The organism is Vibrio barjaei, assembly GCF_001639065.2.
Lineage (GTDB): Bacteria > Pseudomonadota > Gammaproteobacteria > Enterobacterales > Vibrionaceae > Vibrio > Vibrio barjaei.
Genome location: NZ_LQXO02000009.1, coordinates 343,508 through 370,168, shown reverse-complemented (window position 1 = coordinate 370,168; position 26,661 = coordinate 343,508). Strand labels below are relative to the sequence as shown.

General features: G+C 44.7%; 25 protein-coding genes. 9 read left to right on the top strand and 16 right to left on the bottom strand.

What is annotated here, in order from left to right; genetic code table 11:
* Positions 1–15 precede the first annotated feature (15 nt).
* The 7 genes from fadD to AWH66_RS06185 form a co-directional block, all read right to left on the bottom strand.
* The gene (fadD, locus tag AWH66_RS06215) at positions 16–1,716 is read right to left on the bottom strand and encodes a long-chain-fatty-acid--CoA ligase FadD (protein ID WP_063606118.1); all 1,701 of its coding nucleotides are present in this window, start codon (positions 1,714–1,716) and stop codon (positions 16–18) included.
* A gap of 168 nt (positions 1,717–1,884) precedes the next feature.
* Entirely contained in the window at positions 1,885–2,751 is an 867-nt protein-coding gene (locus AWH66_RS06210) for an alpha/beta fold hydrolase (RefSeq protein ID WP_083399962.1), read from the bottom strand.
* A gap of 2 nt (positions 2,752–2,753) precedes the next feature.
* Entirely contained in the window at positions 2,754–3,302 is a 549-nt protein-coding gene (locus AWH66_RS06205; RefSeq protein WP_063606117.1) for a Slp family lipoprotein, read from the bottom strand.
* Between the two features lie 34 nt (positions 3,303–3,336).
* Complete coding sequence (locus AWH66_RS06200) at positions 3,337–3,654, bottom strand: hypothetical protein (protein ID WP_063606116.1); 318 nt, start codon at positions 3,652–3,654, stop codon at positions 3,337–3,339.
* Between the two features lie 45 nt (positions 3,655–3,699).
* Entirely contained in the window at positions 3,700–4,401 is a 702-nt protein-coding gene (tsaB, locus tag AWH66_RS06195; RefSeq protein WP_063606115.1) for a tRNA (adenosine(37)-N6)-threonylcarbamoyltransferase complex dimerization subunit type 1 TsaB, read from the bottom strand.
* Positions 4,402–6,360, bottom strand: coding sequence for a DNA repair helicase YoaA (locus AWH66_RS06190; protein WP_063606114.1), 1,959 nt, complete (start codon positions 6,358–6,360; stop codon positions 4,402–4,404).
* Between the two features lie 146 nt (positions 6,361–6,506).
* The gene (locus tag AWH66_RS06185) at positions 6,507–6,704 is read right to left on the bottom strand and encodes a hypothetical protein (protein ID WP_031494254.1); all 198 of its coding nucleotides are present in this window, start codon (positions 6,702–6,704) and stop codon (positions 6,507–6,509) included.
* Positions 6,705–6,974: 270 nt separating this feature from the next.
* On the opposite strand from AWH66_RS06185, the gene purU reads away from it, so the two are divergent.
* Positions 6,975–7,808 (top strand): formyltetrahydrofolate deformylase, encoded by an 834-nt coding sequence (gene purU / locus AWH66_RS06180; RefSeq protein ID WP_006074285.1) that lies wholly within the window; start codon positions 6,975–6,977, stop codon positions 7,806–7,808.
* Between the two features lie 109 nt (positions 7,809–7,917).
* On the opposite strand, the gene AWH66_RS06175 is transcribed toward purU, so the two are convergent.
* Positions 7,918–8,727: a hypothetical protein gene (locus AWH66_RS06175; RefSeq protein ID WP_063606113.1), complete on the bottom strand. Its 810-nt coding sequence runs from the start codon at positions 8,725–8,727 to the stop codon at positions 7,918–7,920.
* A 163-nt stretch (positions 8,728–8,890) separates the two neighbouring features.
* Positions 8,891–9,493, bottom strand: a complete 603-nt coding sequence (locus tag AWH66_RS06170; RefSeq protein ID WP_063606112.1) for a VOC family protein — start codon at positions 9,491–9,493, stop codon at positions 8,891–8,893.
* Between the two features lie 177 nt (positions 9,494–9,670).
* Between AWH66_RS06170 and argS the strand changes: the two genes are divergently transcribed.
* The 3 genes from argS (at position 9,671) to AWH66_RS06155 (ending at position 12,615) form a co-directional block, all read left to right on the top strand.
* The gene (gene argS / locus AWH66_RS06165; RefSeq protein WP_063606111.1) at positions 9,671–11,404 is read left to right on the top strand and encodes an arginine--tRNA ligase; all 1,734 of its coding nucleotides are present in this window, start codon (positions 9,671–9,673) and stop codon (positions 11,402–11,404) included.
* 110 nt (positions 11,405–11,514) lie between these two features.
* Positions 11,515–11,943 (top strand): HIT family protein, encoded by a 429-nt coding sequence (locus tag AWH66_RS06160; protein ID WP_063606110.1) that lies wholly within the window; start codon positions 11,515–11,517, stop codon positions 11,941–11,943.
* A 168-nt stretch (positions 11,944–12,111) separates the two neighbouring features.
* Positions 12,112–12,615: a YqhA family protein gene (locus tag AWH66_RS06155; RefSeq protein ID WP_063606109.1), complete on the top strand. Its 504-nt coding sequence runs from the start codon at positions 12,112–12,114 to the stop codon at positions 12,613–12,615.
* Positions 12,616–12,665: 50 nt separating this feature from the next.
* Here the strand turns inward: AWH66_RS06155 and AWH66_RS06150 are convergent, their stop codons facing one another.
* From AWH66_RS06150 to AWH66_RS06140, 3 genes are read right to left on the bottom strand one after another with little or no spacing between them, the layout of a single operon-like run.
* Complete coding sequence (locus AWH66_RS06150) at positions 12,666–12,896, bottom strand: FeoC-like transcriptional regulator (protein WP_038225379.1); 231 nt, start codon at positions 12,894–12,896, stop codon at positions 12,666–12,668.
* Positions 12,893–15,163 carry a Fe(2+) transporter permease subunit FeoB gene (gene feoB / locus AWH66_RS06145; RefSeq protein WP_063606108.1) on the bottom strand — a complete coding sequence of 757 codons (2,271 nt, stop codon included), beginning with the start codon at positions 15,161–15,163 and terminating at the stop codon, positions 12,893–12,895. Before feoB ends, AWH66_RS06150 begins: the two co-directional genes overlap by 4 nt.
* A complete protein-coding gene (locus tag AWH66_RS06140) occupies positions 15,163–15,390 on the bottom strand; it encodes a FeoA family protein (protein WP_006074277.1) in 228 nt (75 codons plus the stop codon). The genes feoB and AWH66_RS06140 overlap by 1 nt, the downstream gene beginning before the upstream one ends.
* Positions 15,391–15,952: 562 nt before the next feature.
* On the opposite strand from AWH66_RS06140, the gene AWH66_RS06135 reads away from it, so the two are divergent.
* The 3 genes from AWH66_RS06135 to AWH66_RS06125 are packed head-to-tail and all read left to right on the top strand — an operon-like array spanning position 15,953 to position 18,314.
* The gene (locus AWH66_RS06135; protein ID WP_083399961.1) at positions 15,953–16,693 is read left to right on the top strand and encodes a 5-oxoprolinase subunit PxpA; all 741 of its coding nucleotides are present in this window, start codon (positions 15,953–15,955) and stop codon (positions 16,691–16,693) included.
* The gene (pxpB, locus tag AWH66_RS06130; protein ID WP_063606106.1) at positions 16,690–17,388 is read left to right on the top strand and encodes a 5-oxoprolinase subunit PxpB; all 699 of its coding nucleotides are present in this window, start codon (positions 16,690–16,692) and stop codon (positions 17,386–17,388) included. Before AWH66_RS06135 ends, pxpB begins: the two co-directional genes overlap by 4 nt.
* Complete coding sequence (locus tag AWH66_RS06125) at positions 17,373–18,314, top strand: 5-oxoprolinase subunit C family protein (protein WP_063606105.1); 942 nt, start codon at positions 17,373–17,375, stop codon at positions 18,312–18,314. Before pxpB ends, AWH66_RS06125 begins: the two co-directional genes overlap by 16 nt.
* Here AWH66_RS06125 and AWH66_RS06120 read toward each other — a convergent pair.
* Together AWH66_RS06120 and znuA are read right to left on the bottom strand one after the other, a co-directional pair.
* Complete coding sequence (locus AWH66_RS06120) at positions 18,311–21,655, bottom strand: AraC family transcriptional regulator (protein WP_063606104.1); 3,345 nt, start codon at positions 21,653–21,655, stop codon at positions 18,311–18,313. The two genes, AWH66_RS06125 and AWH66_RS06120, sit on opposite strands and share 4 nt — an antisense overlap.
* 306 nt (positions 21,656–21,961) lie before the next feature.
* On the bottom strand, positions 21,962–22,849 hold the full coding sequence (gene znuA / locus AWH66_RS06115) for a zinc ABC transporter substrate-binding protein ZnuA (protein WP_063606103.1): 888 nt from the start codon (positions 22,847–22,849) through the stop codon (positions 21,962–21,964).
* Positions 22,850–22,930: 81 nt separating this feature from the next.
* Between znuA and znuC the strand changes: the two genes are divergently transcribed.
* Together znuC and znuB are read left to right on the top strand one after the other, a co-directional pair.
* Complete coding sequence (gene znuC / locus AWH66_RS06110; RefSeq protein WP_063606102.1) at positions 22,931–23,713, top strand: zinc ABC transporter ATP-binding protein ZnuC; 783 nt, start codon at positions 22,931–22,933, stop codon at positions 23,711–23,713.
* Positions 23,710–24,495, top strand: coding sequence for a zinc ABC transporter permease subunit ZnuB (gene znuB / locus AWH66_RS06105; protein WP_062463085.1), 786 nt, complete (start codon positions 23,710–23,712; stop codon positions 24,493–24,495). The genes znuC and znuB overlap by 4 nt, the downstream gene beginning before the upstream one ends.
* Positions 24,496–24,572: 77 nt before the next feature.
* On the opposite strand, the gene sucD is transcribed toward znuB, so the two are convergent.
* Together sucD and sucC are read right to left on the bottom strand one after the other, a co-directional pair.
* On the bottom strand, positions 24,573–25,445 hold the full coding sequence (sucD, locus tag AWH66_RS06100) for a succinate--CoA ligase subunit alpha (protein ID WP_006074269.1): 873 nt from the start codon (positions 25,443–25,445) through the stop codon (positions 24,573–24,575).
* Positions 25,445–26,611: an ADP-forming succinate--CoA ligase subunit beta gene (gene sucC, locus AWH66_RS06095; protein WP_038225388.1), complete on the bottom strand. Its 1,167-nt coding sequence runs from the start codon at positions 26,609–26,611 to the stop codon at positions 25,445–25,447. Before sucC ends, sucD begins: the two co-directional genes overlap by 1 nt.
* Positions 26,612–26,661: the final 50 nt, after the last annotated feature.

Below are 26,661 nucleotides of genomic sequence, written 5' to 3'. Positions count from 1 at the left end.
AATCAAAGGTTAACGTTAAACCGTTTTTTCTGAGGTTTTGGTCAACTTGGCGTCGTTCTCTTCACGAAGTACGCGGCGCAGGATCTTACCCACATTAGTCTTTGGTAAGTCTTCTCTAAACTCCACGCGCTTAGGAATCTTATAGCCTGTTAAGTGCTTACGGCAGTGTTCAATGATCTCTTCTTTGGTTAATGAAGAGTCTTTCTTAACCACAAACACTTTCACAATCTCACCGGATGCTTCGTTGGCCTCACCTATCGCCGCCACTTCAAGCACCTTGTCATTCAGAGCAATCACATCTTCGATCTCGTTTGGATAAACGTTAAAGCCAGAGACCAAAATCATGTCTTTCTTACGGTCAACGATATGCAAGAAACCGTCTTCATCGAATTGAACGATGTCACCAGTCGATAACCAACCCTCTTGGTTGATAACTTCTTTCGTAGCTTCTGTACGCTGCCAGTAACCTTGCATCACTTGTGGACCACGAACTTGCAACTCACCTTTCGAGTCATCTGTCACAGGGTTACCGTCTTCATCAACAATTCGCACTTCCGTTGATGGCACTGGCAGACCAATCGAGCCGTTGTATTGTTCTAAATCGTGCGGATAGGCAGCAACAAGAGGAGAACACTCAGTTAGGCCATAGCCTTCAAGTAGCAAACAACCTGTGGTCTTTTTCCACTGCTCAGCAACGGCGCGTTGAACGGCCATACCACCACCAACAGACAGTCTTAAACCGCGGAAGTCTAACTCATGGAAATCTTCGTTATTTATCAACGCATTAAATAGCGTGTTTACGCCAGTAATTGCGGTAAACGGATACTTTTGGAGCTCTTTAACAAACCCTGGAATATCACGTGGGTTGGTAATCAGCAGGTTTTGACCGCCCATTTCAATGAACAGTAAACAGTTAACCGTCAACGCAAAAACGTGATACAACGGCAGCGCTGTCACCACCAGCTCGCGACCTTCATTCAAGACCGGCGCATACATGCCCTTAGCTTGCATCACGTTGGCAATCATATTGCGATGAGTCAAAATCGCGCCTTTTGCTACGCCTGTCGTACCACCGGTGTACTGCAAGAACGCAATGTCATCGCCCGTCATAAACGGCTTCACGTATTGCAAGCGGCGGCCTTTATGCAGCGCTTTTCGAAATGAAATCGCACCTGGCAAATCATACTTAGGTACCATACCTTTGACGTATTTCACGACAAAGTCGACCACCGTCCCTTTTGCTCTTGGCAACATTTGACCAAGACTGGTTAGCACTACGTGTTTAATTGGCGTGTTCTCGACCACTTGCTCAAGCGTGCTAGCAAAGTTGGAGACGATAATAATAGCTTTAGCATCAGCGTCGTTTAACTGGTGCTCTAGCTCACGCGGTGTATACAGTGGGTTAACGTTGACGGCTATTAAGCCAGCACGTAAGACACCAAACAAGGCAACTGGATATTGCAGCAAGTTAGGCATCATGATCGCGACACGATCACCCTTTTTCAGCTTTAACTCGTTTTGTAGGTAAGCTGCAAAAGCGCGACTGCGCTCTTCCAACTTACGAAATGTCATCACCGAACCCATATTAACGAAGGCTGGTTGGTCAGCGAATTTGTGTACTGACTGTTCGAACATTTCTACTAAAGAAGGATACTGGTCCGGATTAATCTGTTCCGGCACATCACTTGGGTATCGCGAAAGCCAAGGTTTATCCACAATTATACTCCTTGCGTGTAAGGTCACTCTTTCGTATTCATAGACTGGCAGTTAAATCAGTGTAGAGTTTAAAAACTTGTTAACACTTAGAATCTCTATGAATGTTTTATTATTCCTGCCATTACAACACAGCAGACCAGTTTGCGCACGAAAGACTCAAACACTTGTTTAATTTTTGTTAACTAGTCCAAGTATTAGCTCAAATACCTTTTTTGGCGACTCTAAATGGCAATGGTGATCGCCTTCGACCTTTTCTATCTGTGCATCGACAAGAAGAGATAAGATTTGAGGGTTCTGTAAATAGTGATAACCACGCTGCCCTAGAATCACCAAATGAGGAACAGTAATCGCAGACATAATGGCCTTGGCATGCTCTTGCGTCATACGATAGACCGACTCACATTTAAGCTTACTGTCATGACGCCAAAACCACTGACCATCGATCAATTGCAGGTCACGTTCAACAATCGGGAGGACGGTTTCTTCCCGCAACTTTGTTGCTCGCATCCTCATTTTGATCGCATCTTGTTTGGATGGAATGGCACGTGGTGATTTTTCTCGCCAATGCTCACGACTTTCAATGCCGTTTCTTAGTCGCTCTGCGCTCTGCTCTGGGGATTCAGATAGAGGGACATGCGCTTCGATTTGAACTAATCCTGCGACTTTTTCAGGAAAGGCCGCACTATAGCAACTCGCGATTAATGCACCAAGTGAATGTCCCACTAGGTATACATCAACTGCTTCAATTTTGAGCAAAATGCGGTGAAGATCATCGATGTAGTCGTGAAAATTGTAAAAATGGTGCGCAGACTTATGTGTTGAATGACCATGCCCTGATAAATCAATCGCAATAACTCGCCAAGGTACCTGATGTGCAGCGGCCTGCTCGATTAAAGAGTGGAAACTAGCTGCATTATCCATCCAACCATGAATAAAAACGACCGTCTTAGCGGCCGTTAGTTTAGGGTTCAATTCAAGATAGGCCACGTACCTGTCATCTATCTTGACTGATTTTTCTTCTATTTCTGCAAGCAATGCTACTTCACCTCTTTGATAACTCTTCCCTGTGTTGGTCCGTAGTAGAAGTCGTCACAATAATAACCCCAGCAGGAATGAAAAGAACTTGGGTTACGATTTATGATCAAGCGCTCTTCTACTCGCCACAGATACTGCCCATATACTTTGATAACAGGAAAGTCCGCTTCGAACTCACCCACTTTGCCACGCTCCACACCACCTTTGTGACCACCAACGGTAATTAAGCGACCACGTGAGTACGTTACAGGATCGACAAATCCATCAACATAAGCAATAAAACGACCATTGGGTTCTTGGTCTAAGTCAGGCTTACCATACTTATCGATCGGAAGATTGACGATCTCAATGCGAGTTTGGCTTGGCAAGTTTTTAACCGTATCAATCACACCGCCAAGGCGAACTTCAGTTCCATCCTTAGCATCAACCACTTGTTGATATTGGGAAACAACGTTTTCGTTCGTTGTGGCAAGTTGCTCCGGTAAGCTACCACACGCCGACAACATTATACTGAAACCAATCAGGCTAACGATTTTCGTCACCAAATTCATACTTCTTATCCTTAAATGAAAAATACTCTTATTATCATATAAAAATATCGACACCAAGTAACTGCTCAAGTTCCTCTCGTTTGGCTCGATTCATCACACCCATATAGGCTTCTAATGCCTTTTTGGAGCGTCCTTCCGGTAAATCATATTGGACTTGAGCACGCGCTACGTCAGCGTCTGATAAATGTTTTACCGAATGAGCAACAGCTTGAGCCACTTTAGTGACTTGTGTGGTTTGATTAGTTGCGTTAGTACTTGAAGGCGTCGACGCTTTCGACACAGCCTTATTCGTTTTGGCTTTTTGTGTCTTGCGCTGGTTGGGAATAGAAGGAAGGCCGTTAATCGAGACCATGAGTTAATTAAGCTAGCGCGTTATTCGCGCGCTAGCTTTCTCCCGTTATTCGCGGCCTGGCAGCTTTTTCCAAGCTACCGTATCGCGAAGATAAACCGGACTTGCCTCTTCCGCTGGCACAGTATTACCGCGCTCTAGTTCGAATTTGGCAAGAAATGCGATATCTTGCGCTTCCGGATATTTGACATCAGAAGCGATGGTATCGATAGCCAATGTGTTCATTGTGTCCGCGTAAGCTTCCCAACCCGTTCCAGCTTGCGTCCACTGCATGCCATCAGCAAACAGATTCTCCGCTAAGATGCTCGGTGGGATCACTTGTTCTTGGTCAACGTCTTGCCAATCGCCATTGTCTAGCTGTTCGAAACGCCCCCAATACACTTCGTTCATGCGTGCATCGATAGCACTAGCCACACGAGTGGCACCATTCATACGATATGAGCCTTGCGCCATTGCTTTAAGTGTTGAAATTCCAATCATTGGTAAGTCGGCACCAAACCCTAGCCCTTGAGCAATCCCGATACAAATGCGCACACCCGTAAAACTGCCCGGACCACGTGCAAACGCCAAGGCATCCAGTTCTGCAAGTGTCAATCCCGCCTCTTTTAACAGCTCATCGACCATAGGAAGTACTTTCTTCGTATGATCGCGAGGAGCAAGTTCACTGCGAGTATGAATCGTATCACCAACCAACAGAGCCACTGAGCAGTTCTCTGTTGCAGTATCGATAGCTAGAATTTTATAAGTCATTTATTTCTCAATTTTTTCTTCTTTAACATCCGACTCTGTGTCAAGTGCTAGAAACTGTCTTATCGTTCCAAGGTCGCGCGTTCGAGGAATAGGCGGTAAGCTGGCTAAGAACGTCGCACCATAATCTCTGGTCACCAATCGATTGTCACAAATGATCAATGCGCCACGATCTTTCTGATCTCGAATCAATCGGCCAACACCTTGTTTTAACGTAATTACGGCATCAGGCAGTTGTACCTGTTGGAACGGGTCACCACCTTGTAATTTACAATCTTCGATCCTTGCTTTAAGCAGTGGGTCATCAGGGGCTGTAAACGGTAATTTGTCGATGATAACACAGCTCAGCGTATCACCTCTAACATCTATTCCTTCCCAAAATGCCCCTGTCGCCACCAGCAAAGCGTTGCCCAGTTCCATAAACTCTGCGAGCGTTTTTTGCTTGCTGGTTTCACCTTGAAGTAATACGGGCAGTGACAAGCTTTCACGAAACTTTTCGCCCAGTTCGCGCATCATGCTGTGTGAGGTGCACAAGAAAAAGCAGCGTCCTTGGTTTTCTTCAATGACCGGAGACAACATGTTCACTAGCTTTTGCGCTAATCCTTGGCTATTTGGTTCAGGCAAATAACGTGGTACACACAATCTAGCCTGAGTGGGGTAATCAAACGGACTTGGTAGAGAAAACTGCTGCTTCGGAATCAGACCTAATCGAGAGGTAAAGTGACCAAAGTCGTCGGAAACCGCTAAAGTTGCAGAAGTAAAAATCCATGCACCGCCCTTAATCTCCACTTGCTCGTGGAACTTATCGGCAACCGTTAACGGGGTGATATGCAGACTAAAATGACGAGGCGACGTATCGTACCAATAGGAGTAACCGGTAATAGTGACATCGCACACTCGTTCAATACGACCTTTAATAAGATTAGCTCGCTCAAATGCGGTATCTAATAGCTGACTTCGACCTAAAGCGAGTTTAAGTACATCAATCACTAAGTTTATGGCATCCAGCAGTCGGTCTAATTCGCGCTTGATACTTGGTGAGGCAACGGCATCGCGCCAGTTTCCTCTAAAACCTGTATCGCCTAGCACAATACGCATATCCATCGCTGATTGGGAGAGTCTGTCGCCTGCTTTTTGCAATTGACGCATGTCTCTGGCTTCAGTGCGATAACCGATTTCAATATCTTTCGCGAGATCTTGGATCTGACGGCTTGAAATAGATTGCCCGAAATACTGACTAGCAATATCTGGTATTTGGTGTGCTTCATCAAAGATAAACACTTCCGCTTCTGGAATCAGCTCCCCAAAGCCAGTCTCCTTGATAGCAAGATCCGCCATAAATAAGTGATGGTTTACCACCACGACATCAGAGTCCAACGCTCGTTTACGAGCTTTCAATACAAAGCAATCTTGGTAGCTTGGACACTCTTTGCCTAAGCAGTTGTCATTGGTAGACGTTATGGTGGGTATAATTGGGCTATCTTCTGCAATCGCATCACATTCCCCCAAGTCTCCAGACTTGGTTTCCGAGGACCAAGACCGAACTTTGACCAGCTGTGACAACAAATCCGTTTGCGTTTCTGTAGTGTGACTTTCCACCATTTGGCGGCTCAGTCTATCTAAACACAAATAGTTGGAACGCCCTTTTAACAACGAAACTTGCCCATGAAAACCTAACGCTTCAACCATTAACGGTAAATCACGATGGAAAAGCTGTTCTTGTAAGTTTTTCGAGCCGGTACTGATAATGGTTTTCTTACCGCTTAACAGCGCAGGGACTAAATAAGCAAAGGTTTTGCCCGTACCCGTACCCGCTTCTACCACAAGCTGGTCTTCATTATGAATAGCTTGTTCAACGGCATCGGCCATATCAAGTTGTGGTTGTCTGGGCTGAAAGCCGGGGATAACCCTTCCCAATGCGCCATCAGAGGCGAAAGCCTTTTTAATTGTTCGTGAAACCATTTATTGTTGAAACCACTGATTGCCGCTACCTAATATTAATCGGCCTAGTGTATACCTAATCGCTTTGCAGTTGAAAATTGAATTGAGCGCTCTTATTCGTAGAACAGCGAATAAGAGCGCTTAAACGAGGGAAGAATTTAGAGTGGCTAGTGCTTATTCAGGTAACGTGTAAGCCATCCAGGGGCGATGACATTGTCCGATTGCTTTAATTGTTCTGCTGCTTGTGAAGGCGAGACTTTACTGTTCCAAAGCTCATCAAGCTCATGCTGGTCAATGGCCGAATCTCCAACCAATTCTGAGACTCTTTGGTCGTAGAGTTTGCGCGCGAGTAGTTCTTTATCCATAACACTCTCCTAAAGCCAAATTGAGGATGCTCCAACAAATCGAGACAAGCCGGAATGCCGTCGTGGCGGACTTCTTTTGTTGAAACCTTGCCCAGAATAGATTAATAATGTTGATTAGATTGCGTACTACCTCAACAAACGCACCATTTTAAATCCTCAAATTCGTAAATTTAGATTCACATCAATATGTTGTGCTCCTTCCGGACCATGAATATCGAGTTTCAGAATAACGAAGAGGTCAAAGTTTAAATTTCACGGAAGCAGTAAATCATGGAAAAGAAAACGTTATTGACGCATTGCAACGATGCGCCTGGTCTCATTTCAAAAATCACCAACATCTGTTACAAGCACCAGCTGAACATTATTCACAACAATGAATTTGTAGATAACACCAGTGGTCACTTCTTTATGCGCACTGAGTTGGAAGGTTACTTCAACGATGAAACCTTTTTAGCAGATTTAGACCAAGCACTCCCACAAGGCACGAAACGTAAGTTAGTCGATTCATCACGTAAGCGCATTGTTATTCTGGTCACCAAAGAAGCACACTGCTTAGGTGATATCCTAATGAAAAACTTTGATGGTAGCCTAGATGTGGAGATCGCCGCTGTCATTGGTAACTACGATATACTTCAAGGACTAACCGAGAAGTTTGATATCCCATACCACTGTGTTTCTCATGACGGACTAAGCCGAGAGGAGCATGAAACGAAAATGTTAGAAGTGATCGACCAATATGAGGCCGATTATTTAGTGCTGGCAAAATATATGCGCGTTCTAACGCCAACGTTCGTGGAACAATATCATCATAAAATCATCAACATTCACCACAGTTTCTTGCCTGCATTTATCGGCGCTAAACCATACCAGCAAGCGTATGATCGCGGCGTGAAGATTATCGGCGCGACAGCCCATTTCGTCACCAATGATCTAGATGAAGGCCCAATCATCAAACAAGACGTTATCCCTGTGGATCACAACTTTAGTGCCGCAGACATGGCTCAAGCTGGACGAGATGTTGAGAAAAACGTACTTTCCAAAGCGTTAAACAAAGTCATTAATGACCATGTGTTTGTTTATGGCAATAAGACTGTCATTCTGTAGCCTTTATAACTCGCTACCATGGTTGAATCATCATTGAGCAATGGTAGCGAGTGACTTTCGCTAACTCTAAACAGATAGACGCAGGCTCGGTTTGTTCGAGTAACCAGCGTTAATTTGAGTAACGGTCCCCTTTCGAATAGTCCACCTGATAGCCCAAGTCATCTAATAGACCTAATGTCACTGGTCCAATCAAAGTACCATTTGCCATCAGCTCTTGGCTCATGTCTGGTACTGGAACACCGTTTTTATCGTAGCGCTTTTTGTCTTCACTCCACTTTGAGTCATATAAATGGCCACCATCGTCACTTATTGGCAGTTCGCGATAATTTACCTGATATTGTCGATTAAACCGTTTCACCGCTTGGCTATCTTTGACTAAAAACACTTTACCCAGTTGTCCATCATGACGCGTATAGTCGGTAGAATACGCCCCCACCCCGAACACATGACCCATTTCGTGCAGAATATTGGCGTTGAATTCAACCGGGTCAAACCCAGGCTCATAGGTATGGCTGCCGATAAAGACCGACCCTTTTGTGGGAATCAGACGCCAACTGATATCAATTTCATCTTCAGGCCCTGCCATGCCATTCGCATCTTCGAGCGGTACCACATAGAAGTTAATGTCTAGTGTATGTTTGTCAGCGCCATCGACGGCGGTAAGCACTTCAAGCCATCGCTTAGCCGCGCGCTCATAAGGAGCTATGTAAGATTTACTCCATGGTGCTTTTTTACCATCATCAAGAACTAATTGATTGCAAAAATGTAGATTGAGATCGAGGCGACCGTTAGAGACTTGTCGACTCGTTCTGGTTTCACAGGTGGGATTATCAATATCAAAACCAGCGGCGGAGGTTAGAAAGGAGGTGCTTGATAGGAGCAGCACTACCCCCCATTTATTTATCGTTGCTGTTATCACTTGCCGTTTCCTTACAGACTAGGTTTACAGCTACAAGTTTAGTCGTTGACGATAAACTGATCGGTAAGAGCCTGTCGAGGCTTTGTGAAGTTAGCCCTTATTCAGGTAATGATCTTTCACTTAATGTCATTACCCGAATAACTATAACTCACACCATTTTGCTCTAGATATCAGCTTGTTCAGAAGCAACAATGTTTTTTAGACTATGCGGATGAAGTTTGATGCAGATGTTATCGTGCTTAAATGCCACCGTCGGGTTAGCTAAGCGCTCTCCTTCGCCTTTAGGACTGGATAGCTTCATTTTAATGTTAAGAACATCCAACTGCTCCAAACGATGAGCCAACGCTGGAAAAATGATACATAAATCCGCTAAGTATTCGTCCGCTGTTGTTGCCTTTGAAGGTACAACAAACTCAACGTGCTCCCAGTGTTCAATAGGGTGTGTCTTCCCTATTGCTGGATAAGGCAATTCAAGACATTCAATCGACCAACCACGACTTGTTATTGCTTGGTCAAATTGCAAAACGATAATTGGACGACCATTTATTTGCGCCTCAGAAATAACATTGCCATATTCTAGCCACGCGGTATGAGCCGCTTTCGCCACGTCAGAATCATTGATTCTCAAAGCAAGATGATCGGCTTGGTAGTCTGCTAAATCTATAGATAACTTGCTGCATAATGCCTGGATTTTATCGAGAAAGGCATCAGTTTCACTCAACATTTGAGAAGGCACTAGACCTTTTTGTAGCAGGGTTTGTTCCATTTTTTAGCGCTCATTTTGTACTTCAAACGCCAAATAGTAGCAGGATTCGACCAGAATCAGAAAAAATACAAACTTCCCCTCTAGGTCACTGGCGTTAAAGTTGCTATTATGTGCGCCAAATTGCCACAGTTTCATGAACAACATGAAATCCAATTCCAAGAATTGAAGGAAACGCGTGTGAATATCCAAGCACTGATCAACGACAAAGTATCTCAGGCTCTAGAAGCCGCTGGCGCACCTGCAGGCAGTCCTGCTGCTGTTCGCCAATCTGCGAAACCACAGTTTGGTGACTACCAAGCAAATGGCGTAATGGGCGTTGCTAAGAAATTGGGTACAAATCCACGAGAATTCGCACAGAAGGTTCTGGACGTTTTGGACCTAGATGGAATTGCAAGCAAAACTGAAATTGCTGGTCCTGGCTTTATTAACATCTTCCTAAGCGAAGAATTTCTTGCAAAGCAAGGTGATGAAGCACTGGCGGATGCACGCCTAGGTGTAGCTTCTCAAGAACAACAAACCATCGTTGCTGACTACTCTGCACCAAACGTAGCGAAAGAAATGCACGTTGGTCACCTTCGTTCAACCATCATCGGTGATGCGGTTGTTCGTACCCTAGAGTTTTTAGGTCATAACGTTATCCGTGCTAACCACATCGGTGACTGGGGTACTCAGTTCGGTATGCTTATCGCTAACCTAGAACGCGTTCAACAAGAGTCTGGTGAAGTTTCAATGGAACTCTCTGACCTTGAAGCATTCTATCGCGAATCTAAAAAGCTGTATGACGAAGATGCCGAGTTTGCAGAGCGCGCACGTGGTTACGTAGTAAAACTGCAAGGTGGCGATGAGTTCTGCTCTGAAATGTGGAAGAAGCTCGTTGACGTTACTATGATCCAGAACCAACGCAACTACGATCGCCTAAATGTATCGTTAACGCGTGACGATGTGATGGGTGAAAGTATGTATAACGACATGCTACCTGGCATTGTGCAAGACCTGAAAGAAAAAGGTCTAGCAGTTGAAGATGACGGCGCACAAGTGGTATTCCTTGACGAATACAAGAATAAAGATGGCGAGCCAATGGGTGTTATCATCCAAAAACGTGATGGCGGCTTCCTATACACCACGACTGACATCGCTTGTGCGAAATATCGCTACGAGAAGCTTGGTGCAGACCGCGTTCTTTACTTCATCGATTCACGTCAGCACCAACACCTACAGCAAGCTTGGACTATCGTTCGCAAGGCTGGTTATGTACCAGAATCAACCAGCCTTGAGCACCACGCATTTGGTATGATGCTAGGTAAAGATGGTCGCCCATTCAAAACACGTGCAGGCGGTACGGTTCGCCTTGCTGATCTTCTAGACGAAGCAGTAGAGCGCGCTACAGCGTTAATCGAGTCGAAAAATCCAGAACTAGATGCTGAAGAGAAAGCAAATATCGCTAACACGGTAGCAATGGCAGCGGTTAAGTATGCAGACCTTTCTAAGCATCGTACTACAGACTACGTGTTCGATTGGGACAACATGCTAGCGTTTGAAGGTAACACTGCTCCTTACATGCAGTACGCTTACACTCGTGTAGCGTCTATCTTTGCAAAAGCTGGCGTATCAATGGACGAGCTTTCTGGTGACATTAAGATCACTGATGAGAAAGAGAAAGCGTTAGTTGCTAAACTACTGCAATTCGAGGAAGCCGTACAATCTGTTGCTCGTGAAGGTCAGCCTCACATTATGTGTAGCTACTTATTTGAGCTTGCAGGTCAATTCTCTAGCTTCTACGAAGCATGTCCAATTCTTATTGCTGAAGATGAAAGCGTTAAGCAAAGCCGTCTAAAACTCGCAGCATTAACAGCTAAGACTATCCAGCAAGGTCTAGAACTGCTTGGTATCGAAACGCTAGAACGCATGTAATTACCACTCCGTAAATGGTAATGAATACACAAAGGTTGACGTGAAAGCGTCAACCTTTTGTTTTATCTGACGTATACTGAGTCCCTCATTATGACAACGGAATTAACACCATGAGCTTTGAACTGCACCCTCAACTCGCCAAAGACACTACTGTCATCGGTCACTTTCCACTTTGCGTTGCCCTCCTGAGCAAGGACAGTGCGGTTCCTTGGGTCATCTTGGTTCCGAAGCGTGAAAACTTAAAAGAACTTCATCACTTACCAATGAAGGAACAGCAGCAGTTTTTGCTAGAGTCTCAAGCCGTGGCTCAAGCGCTCGAAGCGACTTTTAGACCTGACAAGCTCAACCTTGGCGCATTAGGAAACATGGTGCCGCAACTGCATATCCATCATATTGCTCGATTCAAAGACGACATTGCGTGGCCAGGTCCTGTATGGGGCAACACCAAAGGCGAGCAACGCAGCTATGAAGAACAAGCGGACATCATGACACGCATCGGTAATGTCCTTTCCTTAAGCAGCTTGTTTACACGCGGTTAATGTCGCCTATTAACAGCGACTGACCATTGGCCTTTTTACCCAAGATCTCTGCTCGAATAAAGATCTTGGGTACTATTACGTATTCGTAATAATCTTTAAAGAAATCCTATTATTATCACGAATCCAATTTCTCTATAAACTTGCCCCGTTGAAATATAGGAGCAAGTCATGACCAAAAGATTATTAGTTCAATTCCGTTATGTCAGCTGGATTGCCATCATTGGCTCTATGGCTGGCTCTGTCTTATTGTTCCTAATTGGTGCCGCAAAGACTTACAATGCGTTTGGTGTGTTCTTGTTGAACGCCGAGCCACCTTCCGAGTTACTACACCTAGACCGCGCTGATATTGCTATCAGCTACCTTATTAAATCTTTGGATACCTTCTTAGTCGCTTTAGTGCTGTTTATTTTTTCACATGGGGTGTACACCTTATTTATCAAGAATAAAACCGCCAAAGAGACAGACTCAACTCTGAGCTGGATTAAAACGCCAAACATCGGTCACTTAAAAAACAAACTGGCCGAGGTCATTATCATCATCCTCTTCGTCAAGTTCCTTGAACTGGTGCTGATCAACTTTAACCAACTTCAGTGGGAAATGCTGGTCTTGCCAAGTGCGATTGTTTTGCTAAGCGGTGGCCTCAAGTTATTAGGTCTCAATCAACATAAATAAAAAAAGCCGCCCTAATTGGGCGGCTATTTATATAATGACTCAATCACGTTTTACATAGTAACGGTAACCGATAAACCATCGTTACGATTCATAGCGTAACGCACACGTGTCACTTGATCGGATTTATTGGTATCAAGCATGCGTGATACTGTGCCCTTACGAATCCATACGGACAACATCGCGTCAACACCATCTTCACTGAGCGAGAACTTCTTAGCAATCTCCTGACGACTCGCGCCAGGATGCATTTCAATGAATGATTTTAACTCTGTAAGAATCATGCAGTTTGCGCCTCTAGTGCACTCTGTTTTCGGCCTTCGCTTTGCAGTAGCTTGAACACCAGTACACACACTAACAGAATGGCAGCGATCCAAGCAGCACTAGTCATAGGATGAGCCGTGAAATGAGTAACCTGGTAATACAGCGTTGCACTTCCGTAGGCTAGACCCATTGTCCATACCGCGATAAAGCGTGCGTATTTTTGACCAAACTCTTTAACGTAAGCACCCATTGCTGCAACGCATGGCGTGTAAAGCAAGATAAATATCAAGTAAGCAAACGCTGCATTGCCAGTGACAAAGTAGCCTTTTAGGTTACCAAAGATTGATGTATCTACGGCCTGCTCTTCAGCTACGGCAGAGGAATCAGTAAGATCACCAACATCAACACCTAGAGGATCAGAGTAGCTAAGGCCAGATAGATTCGCCGGAATAGATTCAACCGCTTCTTGTAGGCTACCCATCAAATCATATTCACTCTCTTCACCTTCACTCGAAGTGTAAAGGCTATTGAGTGTACCCACGACCGCTTCCTTCGCAAAAATACCAGTGATAATACCCACCGTCGCTGGCCAGTTATCTTGCTGTACACCCATAGGTGAAAAGACCGGAGTAACCACTTGAGCCGCTTTCGACAGTACTGAGTTTTCGCTATCTTCATTACCGAATGAGCCGTCTGTACCAACAGAATTTAGGAAGCTCAAAATAGTCACAACTACTACGATAGTTTTACCTGCACCTAATACAAAGCGCTTCAGTTTCTGCCATGTTTTGATCATGACGTTTTGGAAGGTTGGCAGCTCATAGTCTGGCATTTCCATAACTAAGCTATCACTCGAACCTGGGTAGATGGTGTGCTTAAGTATTAAACCTGTAAATACTGCCGCTACAATACCAAGGATGTACAAAGCGAATACCACATTTTGACCGCTTTCTGGGAAGAAAGCCGCGGCGAACAAGGCATACACAGGAAGGCGAGCACCACACGACATAAATGGTGCCATGGATGCGGCGAGTTTGCGCTCACGCTCTTGGTCTAGGGTACGAGTTGCCATAATGGAAGGTACGTTACAGCCAAAACCTAAAACCAGAGGTACGAATGCTTTGCCCGGCAGACCGATTTTTTGCATAACTTTATCTAGCACGAACGCGGCACGAGACATGTAACCAGAGCTCTCAAGAACAGCAAGGAAAAGGTACAGAGCTGCAATCACTGGGATAAAGGTAGCTACCGTTTGAATACCGCCACCGACACCGTCAGCAATAAGCGTTACAAGCCAAACAGGTAAATGTCCATCCAGTAGATAGTGTCCACCATCAACCAGCAACGCACCGACACCAATGTCAAAGAAGTCGATAAATGCGCTACCAATGTTAATGGAGAACATAAACATTAGGTACATCACCACAAAGAAGAATGGCACACCCACCCACTTGTTCAGAATAAGTGCGTCTACTTTTTCAGTGAAGCTGCGACTTAGCTTACCTTCACTACGGCGAAGTTTCTTACATTGTTCGTGCAGGAACGTGTATTTGGTATCAGCAACCTGTAGATCGATATCAAGTTGAGTTTGCTTGCCAGCCAGTTCGATGTCGTCACGCTGTTCTGATGTCAATGAGTTCAACACCATCACATCTTTTTCTAATGCACGAATCGCTAGTGCTCGCGAATTAACCGTTTCTCCGGCAAAAACAGGTTCCACTTTCGCAATAGCCTGCTCCATTTCTGCGCCGTAATTAATGGCAAGAGCATCAAGGGTAAGACCTTGAACTACTGTTTTGTGTAGCCGTTCTTTTAGATTTCTGACTTGGTCTTTATCCGTCGCAGATAGCGTCATCACCGGACAGCCAAGCGCTTTCTCAAGCCCGGCAATATCCAATTTTACTCGTTCACGCTTTAACGCATCCATCTTGTTAAGTACAACTACCATAGGGCGACCCAGCTCACGTAGCTGGAGCGTCATATACAAGCTGCGCTCTAAACTGGTGGCATCAACAACGTTAATGATAAGATCAGCAGGATGAGTCAGGACAGCGCGAGAAGCTATCGATTCATCAATACTGTTACCATCATTGCCACTATCTAACGCGTAGATCCCCGGCAAATCTGTAAGTTGAAAGTCATCACCCGCGTGATGATATTGACCAGTTTTCTTTTCTACCGTGACACCAGCCCAGTTACCAACTTGTTGCTTAGCACCTGTAAGACCATTGAATAAGGTCGTTTTACCGCTGTTCGGGTTACCGACTGTCAGAATGGTGTAGTTCATTACACTGACTCCACTTCTATAGCTTGCGCTATGTTATTGCGAACAGCCAAAGAGACGCCACGAACCTCAATTTGCAGAGGGTCACCCATTGGAGCTCGACGAATAACTTTAACTTCGGTATTAGGTAATAATCCCATTACCATCAGTTTTTTACGGACATCATTCGACAGTCCTGTCAGTGCAGTGATTTTTCCACTGCTTCCGATATTCAAATCAGCAAGTTTCATTAAATCCACCCAAACTATGATTGGTAATGAGAAATATTAACATTAACAATAATTTTATATTTAAAAACTAAGGTTTCGCATTGCGCTAAATCAATTTTAGCGCCAACGCAACTGCAATATTTGTCAAAATGTTTCCGTCAATTACGTCAATTTCGGAAAACAAACCCAACCTTCATGACGAAAAGATGACTAGCAAAAAAGATAAATAAAAATAAAACCCTTTAATATCAATATATTAACAAAAACAAAAAACAATGGCGTAATACTCATAATAAGTTGCCGTTTTTTTTATAAGGAAAATAAGTGGAACTGCTTATAGTAAATCCCAACAGAGCAAACCTGCTCCTGTTAATCGAAATTCCAGAGGTGATGTGGTTAACCGCATCACTCCGGCAGCAAGCGAAGGTGTCATTGGCACCCGCGGTATGGTCCCCCGGCTATGCCGCGAATTTTTTTTCTTACTCGTCTCTCAAACTTCCTTCTCACGTCTACTTTTCTGATTTGTAAACAATTAACCTATTCCCCATACTCAGTAATAGATGGTCAAATGGAATTGGACACTATGTTTAAACTTAACGGAGATGTTGGTGAAAGTTTCGGCCCTTGGAAAATGGGACAAGATGCCTCCTTAATCCCACTTCTTGATATGGCTAACATTGCCTGTGGCTTTCATGCCTCTGATCCTGACAACATGATTAAGACTATCGAACTCTGTGTCACACATCAGGTTACAATTGGTGCCCATCCTGGGTATGCCGATAAAGAGGGGTTTGGGCGGCGCTCAATACCAATGACACAAAACGCCCTCATTCACTCCGTGCTTTATCAGATTGGCGCTCTTAAAGCACTGACAGAATACCAAGGCAGTCATGTAAGTTATTTTAAGCCACACGGCGCGTTATATAACGATATGATGCAGTCCGATGATATTTTGAGGTGTATGCTAATGGTGTCGGCCTCTATGAATTTGCCTCTTATGCTACTGGCAACAAATCGTGCCATGACCCACTCCAAAATGGCGAGTCAATGTGGAGCATCATTAATATTCGAAGCGTTTGTTGATAGACGCTACCAAACCTCTGGTTTATTGGCGCCGCGAAATCTAGAAGGCGCAGTGCTTCACTCTGAAACCGATATTCTTGGGCAAGCCTCATCCTTAGTCTCACAACATTCTGTACAAACCATTGACAATAAAACGTTGAAGTTAGATGCCGAGACACTCTGTGTGCATGGAGACAATGAGGCGTCAATTCGAGTCGCCAAAGCAATCCGCTCACTTATTGACGCTCAGGCCTTATCATGAATACCAACTTACGCATCATTGCGGTATCTGAGTCGGCACTTATGGTGTACTTTGGCGATGAAATTGAACTCTCTTTACCAAATGCGATTCGTCAGTTCAGCGACCGGATAGAGCAACAATTTGGGGAAGGTATACTCAATCTCACCCCTTCCTACACCAGCCTATTGGTGGAATATCATCCTTTAAGAGTGAATGAGCAGCAACTTCACCAGTTCATCACAAACATCAAGTTAATCGAAACAAATCTATCTACAACGTCGTCAATTACGGTTTTACCCGCCTACTACGCGCCAGAGGTAGGCCCAGAATTAGACAGCATGTCTCGTGACTTATCTCTTGCAATTGAGCGTATTATTGAAATACACAGCCAGACACTTTATACCGTTTGCGCTATCGGCTTCGCTCCAGGGTTTGCTTTTCTAGCTCAGGTGTCAGAAACCATCCAAGTTCCCAGACTGGTCACACCGCGACACTTTGTTCCAAAAGGAAGTATCGGTATCGCTAATAATCAAACGGCGGTTTATCCTCAAGATACGCCTGGCGGATGGCAAATCATCGGTAATTGTCCTATTGAACTTTATAACCCTCAGCAGCCACAAGACAGTAAGTTGAAGGTTGGAAATAACGTTCGATTCGAAGCAATAGACAAGCAAGAGTTCGTTCGCCTTGGAGGCAAGATATGCCAAAATTGGTAGTGCTCAATCAAGGACATCACGCAACTATTCAAGATCTTGGACGCCACCATTGCGCGCAATTTGGGCTAAGTCCTGGTGGAGTTAGTGATCTGCACGCCCACTGCTGGGGCCAGAAGCTGTTAGGTAACCCGTCGACCAACGCCAGCATCGAAATACTGCTTGGGCGAATAAAGCTGCGTGCTATTGGCAATATCGATGCTGTTCTTACCGGAGCTGATTGTCGCGCAATCAACGCTACTCGCAGTATTGCCTTGCCTCAGTGGCAACCCTTTCGTTTACGTGATGGCGAAGAATTACACTTATCCACGCCTAGACAAGGGCTAAGAACGTATTTATCGGTCCAAGGAGAGTTCCAAATTCCGCCTTTTCTACACAGTGTCGCAACAGTTGAAAGAAACCAAGTAGGAGGACTAGGAGAAGGAAAACCACTCGCTATTGGGGATATATTAAACATAGCGGATAGAGCCCACACCACACCAGTCAAGATGCCAAATTCGGTAATTCCACGTTATACGTCCAATTATCGACTCAGGCTCATCCCCACTTTTCAACACCATCAACTGCCATCGCAGACGATCAATGAAATACTGACATCGCAATATCGAATTTCAGCCAATAGCAATCGTATGGGTATCAGGCTCGAAAACGAAAACGGATCAACCCGTACGTCTTTACCTGCTGTTGGTTCGATGATCTCAGAAGGTATTGTTTGCGGAGCTGTTCAACTCCCGCCGGACGGGATGCCAATTATACTACTGCAAGATAGACAAACGTTAGGTGGCTACAAAAAACTTGGCACCGTCGCTTTCAGAGACTTGGCGAGACTTGCCCAGTTAAGGCCTGGCGACCACATTGAGTTTCACCTAACTAACCTTGAAGTCGAACGCCACAAACAACGCGCCTTTTATCAGTACTTTAAACTCTAATCGCTCGTTTCTTCTATATCCATGGCAGCAAATTTCGAGGGCGGTAAACCGAAATAGAGTTTGAAGCGTTGCGAGAAATATGACGGGTCGTTGAAACCACAAGCAAACGCCACGTCAGCCACTTTTTCTCCGTGTAATAGCATCTCACACGCTTTTTCCATTCTCACATCCGTCAGATAGTCAGTAAATGTCGCACCAAAAAGTGATTTAAAGCGACGCTGAAAACTGCGCTCGGAGATAAACAAAGATTTAGACGCCATAGCGGTACTAAACTCAGGATCATTAAAGTGTACTGATACCAATTGAGTCACTTGGCGTTTCCAGCTTTCATACTTGTCAGTTTTTACTTCAACTGATGAGATTTCTGTCTCTGGATTCAGTATAGAGCGAGTCTTCACCTCTGCCGATCCCGTCGTTGACTGCTCACCTGACAAAGTCCAACGCATGGTAATTCGATTTCGACCGTTTCGCTCTACAGGTTTCAACTCACCACCAGAGTGATGTATGTGGAAAGGAAGACTACTTGGACTGAAATCCAACTGATTAACGGCCATCGTATCTAACTGAGTTGCATTGCTTTCGCTAAAATTAGGGAGTGGTAGACCACTATCTTCAAAGCAAACGCTCAGTTTTGCTTGGTCGTCATCCAGAGTAATACGTATGACTTGACCACGAACCAAACGTCTCATTGCGTTAGCAAGTATTGAGTTAAATATAATGTCTAAGTCACAACTGTCTACTAACACAATATCGCGACTGGCGTGATTAACCAACTCAACATTGATTCCATAGCTGTCCAACTCTTTCTGCCATGCAGCCAGCGTAAACTTTAGGATTCGCATAACCGAGCATAACATGGGCTTTTGATTGCTATCTTCAAACACAGCACGCACACTTTTTAGGCTTTCACTCGCTTCATTGCTTTTGTGAGAGTAACTGGAATTTTCTAGCTTAAACTGTTTAGAGTGACTGATCGCCTGCTCCGTAAGTTCTCGAAGCACTTGATGACGTATATTAAATGCCTTTCTAAGTTGCTGATTGTTCCCCACCAAAACACGACTTTGATGTTGTAACTGTTCCGTCTTCAACGCAACTTGTGTTTTCAGAACGGTATTCATTGCTTGTATTCGGCGTGAACGCCAATAGATAAACATCGCCGTAGCACAAACAAAGCTCACACCGAGAAAGGTATAAAACCACCCTGTCATATACCAAGGTGTAAGAACATAGAACTCGAACACTTTGGTCCTAGAGCTATTTTGCTCGCCCGATATTGCAATTTCGATATGTTGCTTCCCGGGCTTTGGTTTATCAATATTTAACTGCTGCCCCTGCAATTGCTGCCAATTGGAATCACCAATCCGATAGACCAAGTTATTCCCTTGGGCAAATGGCCATAAACCTAACTGCAAAGCAATTGAATCACCAAACTCCACTTTAGGTGTTAATCCTGCTACACCACCAAGGTGAATGGGCTGGTTATTAATCGATACCTTCGACACTAAGACTTCCGGTAAAGGCAGCTGTGCATCAAGTAATGCTTTCGAACTGAACTCGACAATGCCGTAGCGTGAACCTACGATCACTTCATCACTTTTTTGACTGTAACTGCAACTGCCATTGATAAACTCATTATTGATTAGCCCATAAGGCGCACTAAAATGTTTAGTGATATCTCCTGAGGTCGAATAGGCAGAAATCCCCGCTGATGTCACGAGCCAAACACGCTCATCCGCTTGAGTAATACATACTGGACGAATGTTGTCGTGAAATAAAGGAAGGGTCCTAAAGGCTCGACTAGGCAGTGATAACGAAAAAGCTCCATAACCACTCGCCACCCAAACCTGCTCATCAGAAGAGGAAATTTCGATAACACTGCCGAAGGGTTCACTCTGCTTAATAAAGTGACTTTTGCCATTTTCAATCAGATAAAGTCCGTGGTCCGTCCCAACTACGGTGAGCTCTGGATTAACAACCTCAATTTCAGTGACCTTTGCGGGTAAATGTTTGCTCACCACCCATTCGTCACCAAAGTCTGTGACTTTTTTAGTCACTGTATTTACGCTCATCAACCTTAATCCATCACTCAGCCACAGGCTGTTGCCCGATCCTATCGCCAAGTGATCAACGTGTGTTGGTATGCTATCAATATATTGTCGAATAGGCGTGACCCGATATTTGGCAAGGTCGAGTTGCAACAGCCCTCTGTCAGTCACTAACCATAATTGTTTGTCTTGTTGGGTCAGTGATGATACACGTCCCCAAAATACCAGTGTTGAGATTCCCTTGCGGTCTATTGAATAGAGTGCAGATGGCGTAATGATCCAGTAGCCTCCCAATGGGTTTGCTACGACTTCCAATTTCGCCTCTACGCGCTGTAGCTCATCTTCTAACGACACCGTAAAACGGCGAAATAGATCACCATATTCCGAGAAATAGCGCATGCCATTGTCAGTGGCGATCCACATTCCATCCATTTTGTCTGATACTAACGCATATATCTTTTCACCAGATAAACTGAACTTGTCATTAATGTTATGTTCTACACGTTCAGCGCGATACGTTGCTTTATCAATTAGGAACAAACCATGCTCCGTTCCAACCCAGAAGTATTGAGTAGATTCTTGGAGTGTCAGTACATGAGCGCGATTCAGTAAATAGTAGTGTGACTCTTGGTTTACTAAGGAAAACTGCTCCACGCCCGCACTATATCCTATCAAAAGCTGGCGTGTTGAGGACGAATAGAATAATTCGGTAACCATGCCTCTATGGCTGGTCTTGAGTTGGGTCAAGGCTTGGTCTTGCCACTTAAACACACCTACATTTGTCCCTAAGAACCAAGTCCCATCAACTTTCAAAACGGCACGTATATCAATGTTTGAGCCACTGTAGAACCGATCAAAGATAGCTAGGTCGATTTGAGAAAAGTTCTGCGAATTTATATCCTGAACGTAAAGGTGTTTTTGGTCGGCAAACCAAACTCGCGGTCCGCTATGACCAATACGTTTTATGCTACCAGTGATTTCTACTTGATAGGCAACTTGCTCTTTGCCAAGCGGGTAGCGAGTCAATAGCTGATTATCTCTGGCATACCAAAACTGGCCATCTGCAAATGTAACGGTACGACTATTGAAGGATGCACCATTGAGCTCAACAAAACGAGAACCATCGAAAAATCGCACTTTATCATGTACATCAATAGACCATAACCCTCCCTCTTCTCCGGGGAATAGCTGTTTCGCAGCAAGAAACTTTCCTTCGGTTTGCAGAGTGAGTGGGTAGAATATTGGCGGTAATTCGACGGCATATGTAGTGACAGAATAAGCCCCCAACGCAGCCATGCTCAATAGTTTTGCTATAAAGCAAAACAAGTATGATGAAAACCCCCTGCTTCCGCCGCGTTTATGAGGTAGCGGTAAGACATTCGTTGATGAGTAATGAAAGCAATGGGTCAAAATAAACCTAGTTAATTTGCATCGATAATTATCGATAATTTAATAGATTTACTTAGTCAGGGAAAGTAATAGTGTGACTTCACTCATATAAATGATTGTTGGATCACGCTAGAGGTGATGGTCATCATCCGAAAAATTCAGAAAATAACTAACACCTCAAGCATCAAGTAGGATTAATCTGGCACAGATCAATTATTGAGTCATACAATCAACGATATTGGTCGAGATTGACTCAAGAAAAGTGAAATAGCTACCATCTGCCACTTTAATGTCGGTCCCCAGTGGGTCTAGCGTTCCGATAGAAGTATTGGTGCCACGAGTAACTGATTGAATCACGGCAGGCGTATATTGCGGTTCAGCGAAAACGCACTTCACATTTTGCTCACGAAGCGTGGTTTTAATCGAGATCAGTGTTTTCGCTCCAGGCTTGCGTTCTGGGCTCACCGTAAAGTGACCTAGATTGTTCAAGTCGAAGTAACTTTCGAAGTAACCATAAGCATCGTGGAAAACATAATACCCTTCCGACTGAATCGGTTTGAGCTGCTGCTGTATCTTCGTTTCCGTTGCATCTAAGTTAGCCTCAAATGCTTTGAGCTTTGCCAAATAGCCGGCTTCGTTTTTAGGGTCGAGCTCTATTAACTTCGCAGTAATGGCTTTTGCGACCTGTCGCGATTGTGCAGGCCCTAACCATACATGAGGGTCGTAGCTACCATGGTGGTGTCCTTCATGACCGTGATCATGGCCATCTTCGTCGCCATATTCTCTCAACGCTAAGCCAGGAACCGTTTGAATTTCCAGCACGTTATTTTTCCCCTCAAGAGACTTTTCAAGAAAGCTCTCCAGGTCGCTACCAAACCAAATGACCAGTTCACTACTTCGTAATTTTTTCACATCAGAGGGCTTTAAGGCATAATCATGAGGTGAGGCGTTTGCGCTTAACAACGAAGAAGCCGTTTGATCATCCAGAATCAGTTCATGGGAAATCATCTCGAACGGTTTTATACTATTAAGTACTTCAAATGCTTGCGATTTAAATGGAAGCAGTGTAGTAAGTGCCAAGATCGGAATGTAACGGTACATGTGCCCTCTAATTGTCTACTAGCGTGTGATGATTCGAAATGTTACATTATAACAATAAGCAATTGCAAATGAGTTCTATTCATGACTGAACTGATAAAGCTGAACGGTGTAACCGTTGAGTTCAGTAAACGTAAGGTTTTGGACGATATAAACCTCACGATAAATAAAGGCCAAATTTTAACGCTTATTGGCCCAAACGGTGCTGGTAAGTCGACACTAGTCAAAGTGTTGCTTGGCCTGCAAACTCGCTTTCAGGGAAACATTACCCGTGCCAAAAAGCTTAGAATTGGTTACGTCCCTCAGAAACTTAAGTTAAATGACACCCTTCCACTTAACGTGGAACGCTTTCTTGCACTTGCCGGAAAATACAGCGCACAAGAAAGACAAGATGCACTCAAACTTGTCGGTGCAGAGCACTTAATGAAGAGTAATATGCATCAATTGTCCGGCGGCGAGAATCAACGAGTCTTGCTAGCACGCGCTCTATTACAAAGACCTGACTTGCTCGTTTTAGATGAGCCTGCGCAAGGCGTCGATGTTCAAGGTCAGATTGACCTGTATGAACTCATTGATACATTGCGCCACCGTTTTGGCTGCGCGGTTTTTATGGTCTCTCATGACTTACATCTCGTTATGGCAAAATCCGACGACGTTATCTGTTTGCATCACCATATTTGCTGCCAAGGCAGTCCGCAAACCATCACGCAGCACCCGTCGTATATCGCACTGTTTGGCAGTGCAACTATAGAGACACTCGCTTTCTATCAACATCAGCACACCCACCATCATCATGATTTGTCCGGTGAACCTGTGAAGGGTGACGCTTCGCAATGTGCTCACCACAACCACGGACATACATCATGATTGAGTTCTTACTACCTTCTATTATCGCAGGTATAGGTATTGCTTTAATTGCCGGACCTCTTGGCTCATTTGTCGTATGGCGTCGTATGGCCTATTTTGGCGATACACTGGCCCATGCTTCACTAATGGGGCTCGCATTGGGTTTTCTACTGGATATCAATCTCTATTTAGCCCTGATTGTCTGCTGCATGGCTTTAGCTATTATCTTAGTGACCTTGCAGAAACAACGACTGGTTGCCACAGATACACTGCTCGGTATTCTCGCGCACAGTGCATTGTCGTTAGGTTTAGTTGCCGTCAGCTTCTTGGATAACATCCGAGTAGACTTGATGAGTTATTTGTTTGGTGATTTGCTTGCGGTATCGCCAACTGACTTAGTGTATATCTATGCTGGAGTGGCAGTCATAGGCGCCTTGCTGTTCGTCTTTTGGCGACCACTGCTCTCTACCACGGTTAATGAGGATCTAGCCGCAGTTGAAGGCGTCAATGTAGACCTAATGCGTCTTATCATTATGTTAATGGTCGGGTTAGTTATCGCTATAGGTATGAAATTCGTTGGCGCGTTAATCATGACGTCGCTATTGATCATTCCCGCTGCGACAGCGAGAAAATTTACCGTGACACCAGAGCAGATGGCAATCACCGCTTCGTTTATTGGCATCATCTCAGTATTTTGTGGCCTGAGTTTATCTTGGTTTTATGACACACCGGCTGGCCCATCGGTGGTCATCAGTGCCGCAAGCTTTTTCTTACTGGCACAGTTGGTTCCATCGAGAGCTTAACCCGTCAATACAATGTAAGCCCCTGCACAAAAAAGCCCCTGCCTTTTTCAAGGCAGGGGCTTTTTTTATACGTCGAATTACCAACCAGTAATTTCACGCAGACCTTTACCGATATCGGCTAGGCTCTTAACCGTTTTAACGCCTGCTGCTTCTAATGCTGCAAACTTGTCTTCAGCGGTACCTTTACCACCAGAGATAATCGCACCAGCATGGCCCATACGTTTACCTGGAGGAGCTGTAACACCAGCAATGTAAGACACTACTGGCTTCGTGACGTTATCTTTAATAAACGCCGCCGCTTCTTCCTCTGCCGTACCACCGATTTCACCGATCATTACGATCGCTTCAGTCTCTGGATCTTGTTCAAACAGCTTAAGAATGTCGATAAAGTTAGAACCAGGTATTGGGTCACCACCGATACCGACACAAGTAGACTGACCAAAGCCTTCATCAGTCGTCTGTTTTACCGCTTCATACGTCAGTGTTCCTGAACGAGAAACAATACCCACTTTGCCTTTCTTGTGGATGTGACCAGGCATGATACCAATTTTGCACTCATCAGGAGTGATAACGCCCGGACAGTTTGGACCAATCATCACCACGCCGGCTTCATCGAGACGTACTTTTACATCAAGGAGGTCAAGGGTCGGAATGCCTTCTGTAATAGTTACGATAAGCTTGATACCTGCATCGATAGCTTCAAGGATCGCATCTTTACAGAATGGTGCAGGAACGTAGATCACAGATGCTGTTGCACCCGTTTCTTCAACAGCTTCACGCACAGTGTTAAATACAGGTAAACCTAGGTGAGTTTGACCACCTTTACCCGGAGATACACCACCAACCATTTGTGTTCCGTATTCAATCGCTTGTTCTGAGTGGAACGTACCTTGACCACCAGTGAAACCTTGGCAGATAACTTTTGTATCTTTATTAATTAGTACAGACATTATTTGCCCTCCGCTGCAGCAACTACTTTTTCCGCTGCTTCTGTTAGCGAGTTTGCAGCAATGATATTAAGACCACTTTCTGCTAGTTTCTTTGAGCCTAGAGGCGCATTGTTACCTTCAAGTCGAACAACTACAGGGACTTCAACACCTACTTCTTCAACCGCACCGATGATACCGTCTGCAATTAGATCACAACGTACAATACCGCCGAAGATATTTACCAATACAGCTTTTACATTGCTGTCAGATAGGATGATTTTAAATGCTTCTGTAACACGCTCTTTTGTCGCGCCGCCGCCAACATCTAGGAAGTTCGCAGGTTGACCACCGTGAAGGTTTACGATGTCCATAGTACCCATCGCTAGGCCTGCACCGTTAACCATACAACCGATGCTTCCATCAAGAGCTACGTAGTTTAGCTCCCACTGTGCGGCATGTGCTTCGCGCTCGTCTTCTTGTGAAGGATCGTGCATTTCACGAAGCTTAGGTTGGCGGTAAAGCGCGTTTGAATCGATATTGATCTTACCATCCAGACACAATAGGTTGCCTTCGCCAGTAATAACAAGAGGGTTGATTTCCAGTAGGGCGAGGTCGTACTGTGCAAACATGTTGCCAAGACCCATAAAGATCTTCACAAATTGTTTGATTTGATCGCCTTCAAGACCCAACTTAAATGCAAGCTCGCGGCCTTGGTAAGCTTGAGGACCAACCAATGGATCGATTGCTGCTTTATGAATCAGTTCAGGTGTCTCTTCTGCTACTTTCTCAATTTCCACACCACCTTCTGTTGATGCCATGAAAACGATACGACGTGAAGCGCGATCAACGACTGCACCAAGGTACAGCTCGTTAGCGATATTTGATGCTTCTTCTACTAGGATTTTTGTAACTGGCTGACCATTGGCGTCTGTTTGGTAAGTCACTAGGTTTTTGCCTAGCCACTTTTGAGCAAACTCTTTAACACCGTCTTTGGTATCGTGAAGTTCAACGCCGCCCGCTTTACCGCGGCCACCAGCGTGAACCTGACATTTGACTACTTTCTTTTCAGTACTGATACGACCAGCGGCTTCGAACGCTTCTTGTGGGGTGTCACATGCGTAGCCTTCTGGTACAGGCAATCCGAATTCTGCAAACAGCTGTTTGGCTTGATATTCATGCAAATTCATTGTGCGATTCCATTTGTTATATCCCTGAGGGATTTTTTATTTCCATAAAA

What these genes read in the sequence shown, in the direction of transcription:
- pxpB (WP_063606106.1), top strand. Translation starts at nt 16,690, where the DNA reads ATGAATACCAACTTACGCATCATTGCGGTATCTGAGTCGGCACTTATG.
- AWH66_RS06160 (WP_063606110.1), top strand. Translation starts at nt 11,515, where the DNA reads ATGAGCTTTGAACTGCACCCTCAACTCGCCAAAGACACTACTGTCATC.
- AWH66_RS06150 (WP_038225379.1), bottom strand. Translation starts at nt 12,896, where the DNA reads ATGATTCTTACAGAGTTAAAATCATTCATTGAAATGCATCCTGGCGCG.
- AWH66_RS06125 (WP_063606105.1), top strand. Translation starts at nt 17,373, where the DNA reads ATGCCAAAATTGGTAGTGCTCAATCAAGGACATCACGCAACTATTCAA.
- AWH66_RS06185 (WP_031494254.1), bottom strand. Translation starts at nt 6,704, where the DNA reads ATGGATAAAGAACTACTCGCGCGCAAACTCTACGACCAAAGAGTCTCA.
- znuA (WP_063606103.1), bottom strand. Translation starts at nt 22,849, where the DNA reads ATGTACCGTTACATTCCGATCTTGGCACTTACTACACTGCTTCCATTT.
- AWH66_RS06200 (WP_063606116.1), bottom strand. Translation starts at nt 3,654, where the DNA reads ATGGTCTCGATTAACGGCCTTCCTTCTATTCCCAACCAGCGCAAGACA.
- AWH66_RS06140 (WP_006074277.1), bottom strand. Translation starts at nt 15,390, where the DNA reads ATGAAACTTGCTGATTTGAATATCGGAAGCAGTGGAAAAATCACTGCA.
- tsaB (WP_063606115.1), bottom strand. Translation starts at nt 4,401, where the DNA reads ATGACTTATAAAATTCTAGCTATCGATACTGCAACAGAGAACTGCTCA.
- sucC (WP_038225388.1), bottom strand. Translation starts at nt 26,611, where the DNA reads ATGAATTTGCATGAATATCAAGCCAAACAGCTGTTTGCAGAATTCGGA.
- AWH66_RS06155 (WP_063606109.1), top strand. Translation starts at nt 12,112, where the DNA reads ATGACCAAAAGATTATTAGTTCAATTCCGTTATGTCAGCTGGATTGCC.
- znuB (WP_062463085.1), top strand. Translation starts at nt 23,710, where the DNA reads ATGATTGAGTTCTTACTACCTTCTATTATCGCAGGTATAGGTATTGCT.
- sucD (WP_006074269.1), bottom strand. Translation starts at nt 25,445, where the DNA reads ATGTCTGTACTAATTAATAAAGATACAAAAGTTATCTGCCAAGGTTTC.
- AWH66_RS06170 (WP_063606112.1), bottom strand. Translation starts at nt 9,493, where the DNA reads ATGGAACAAACCCTGCTACAAAAAGGTCTAGTGCCTTCTCAAATGTTG.
- AWH66_RS06120 (WP_063606104.1), bottom strand. Translation starts at nt 21,655, where the DNA reads ATGGCTGCGTTGGGGGCTTATTCTGTCACTACATATGCCGTCGAATTA.
- purU (WP_006074285.1), top strand. Translation starts at nt 6,975, where the DNA reads ATGGAAAAGAAAACGTTATTGACGCATTGCAACGATGCGCCTGGTCTC.
- AWH66_RS06205 (WP_063606117.1), bottom strand. Translation starts at nt 3,302, where the DNA reads ATGAATTTGGTGACGAAAATCGTTAGCCTGATTGGTTTCAGTATAATG.
- AWH66_RS06135 (WP_083399961.1), top strand. Translation starts at nt 15,953, where the DNA reads ATGTTTAAACTTAACGGAGATGTTGGTGAAAGTTTCGGCCCTTGGAAA.
- AWH66_RS06190 (WP_063606114.1), bottom strand. Translation starts at nt 6,360, where the DNA reads ATGGTTTCACGAACAATTAAAAAGGCTTTCGCCTCTGATGGCGCATTG.
- znuC (WP_063606102.1), top strand. Translation starts at nt 22,931, where the DNA reads ATGACTGAACTGATAAAGCTGAACGGTGTAACCGTTGAGTTCAGTAAA.
- feoB (WP_063606108.1), bottom strand. Translation starts at nt 15,163, where the DNA reads ATGAACTACACCATTCTGACAGTCGGTAACCCGAACAGCGGTAAAACG.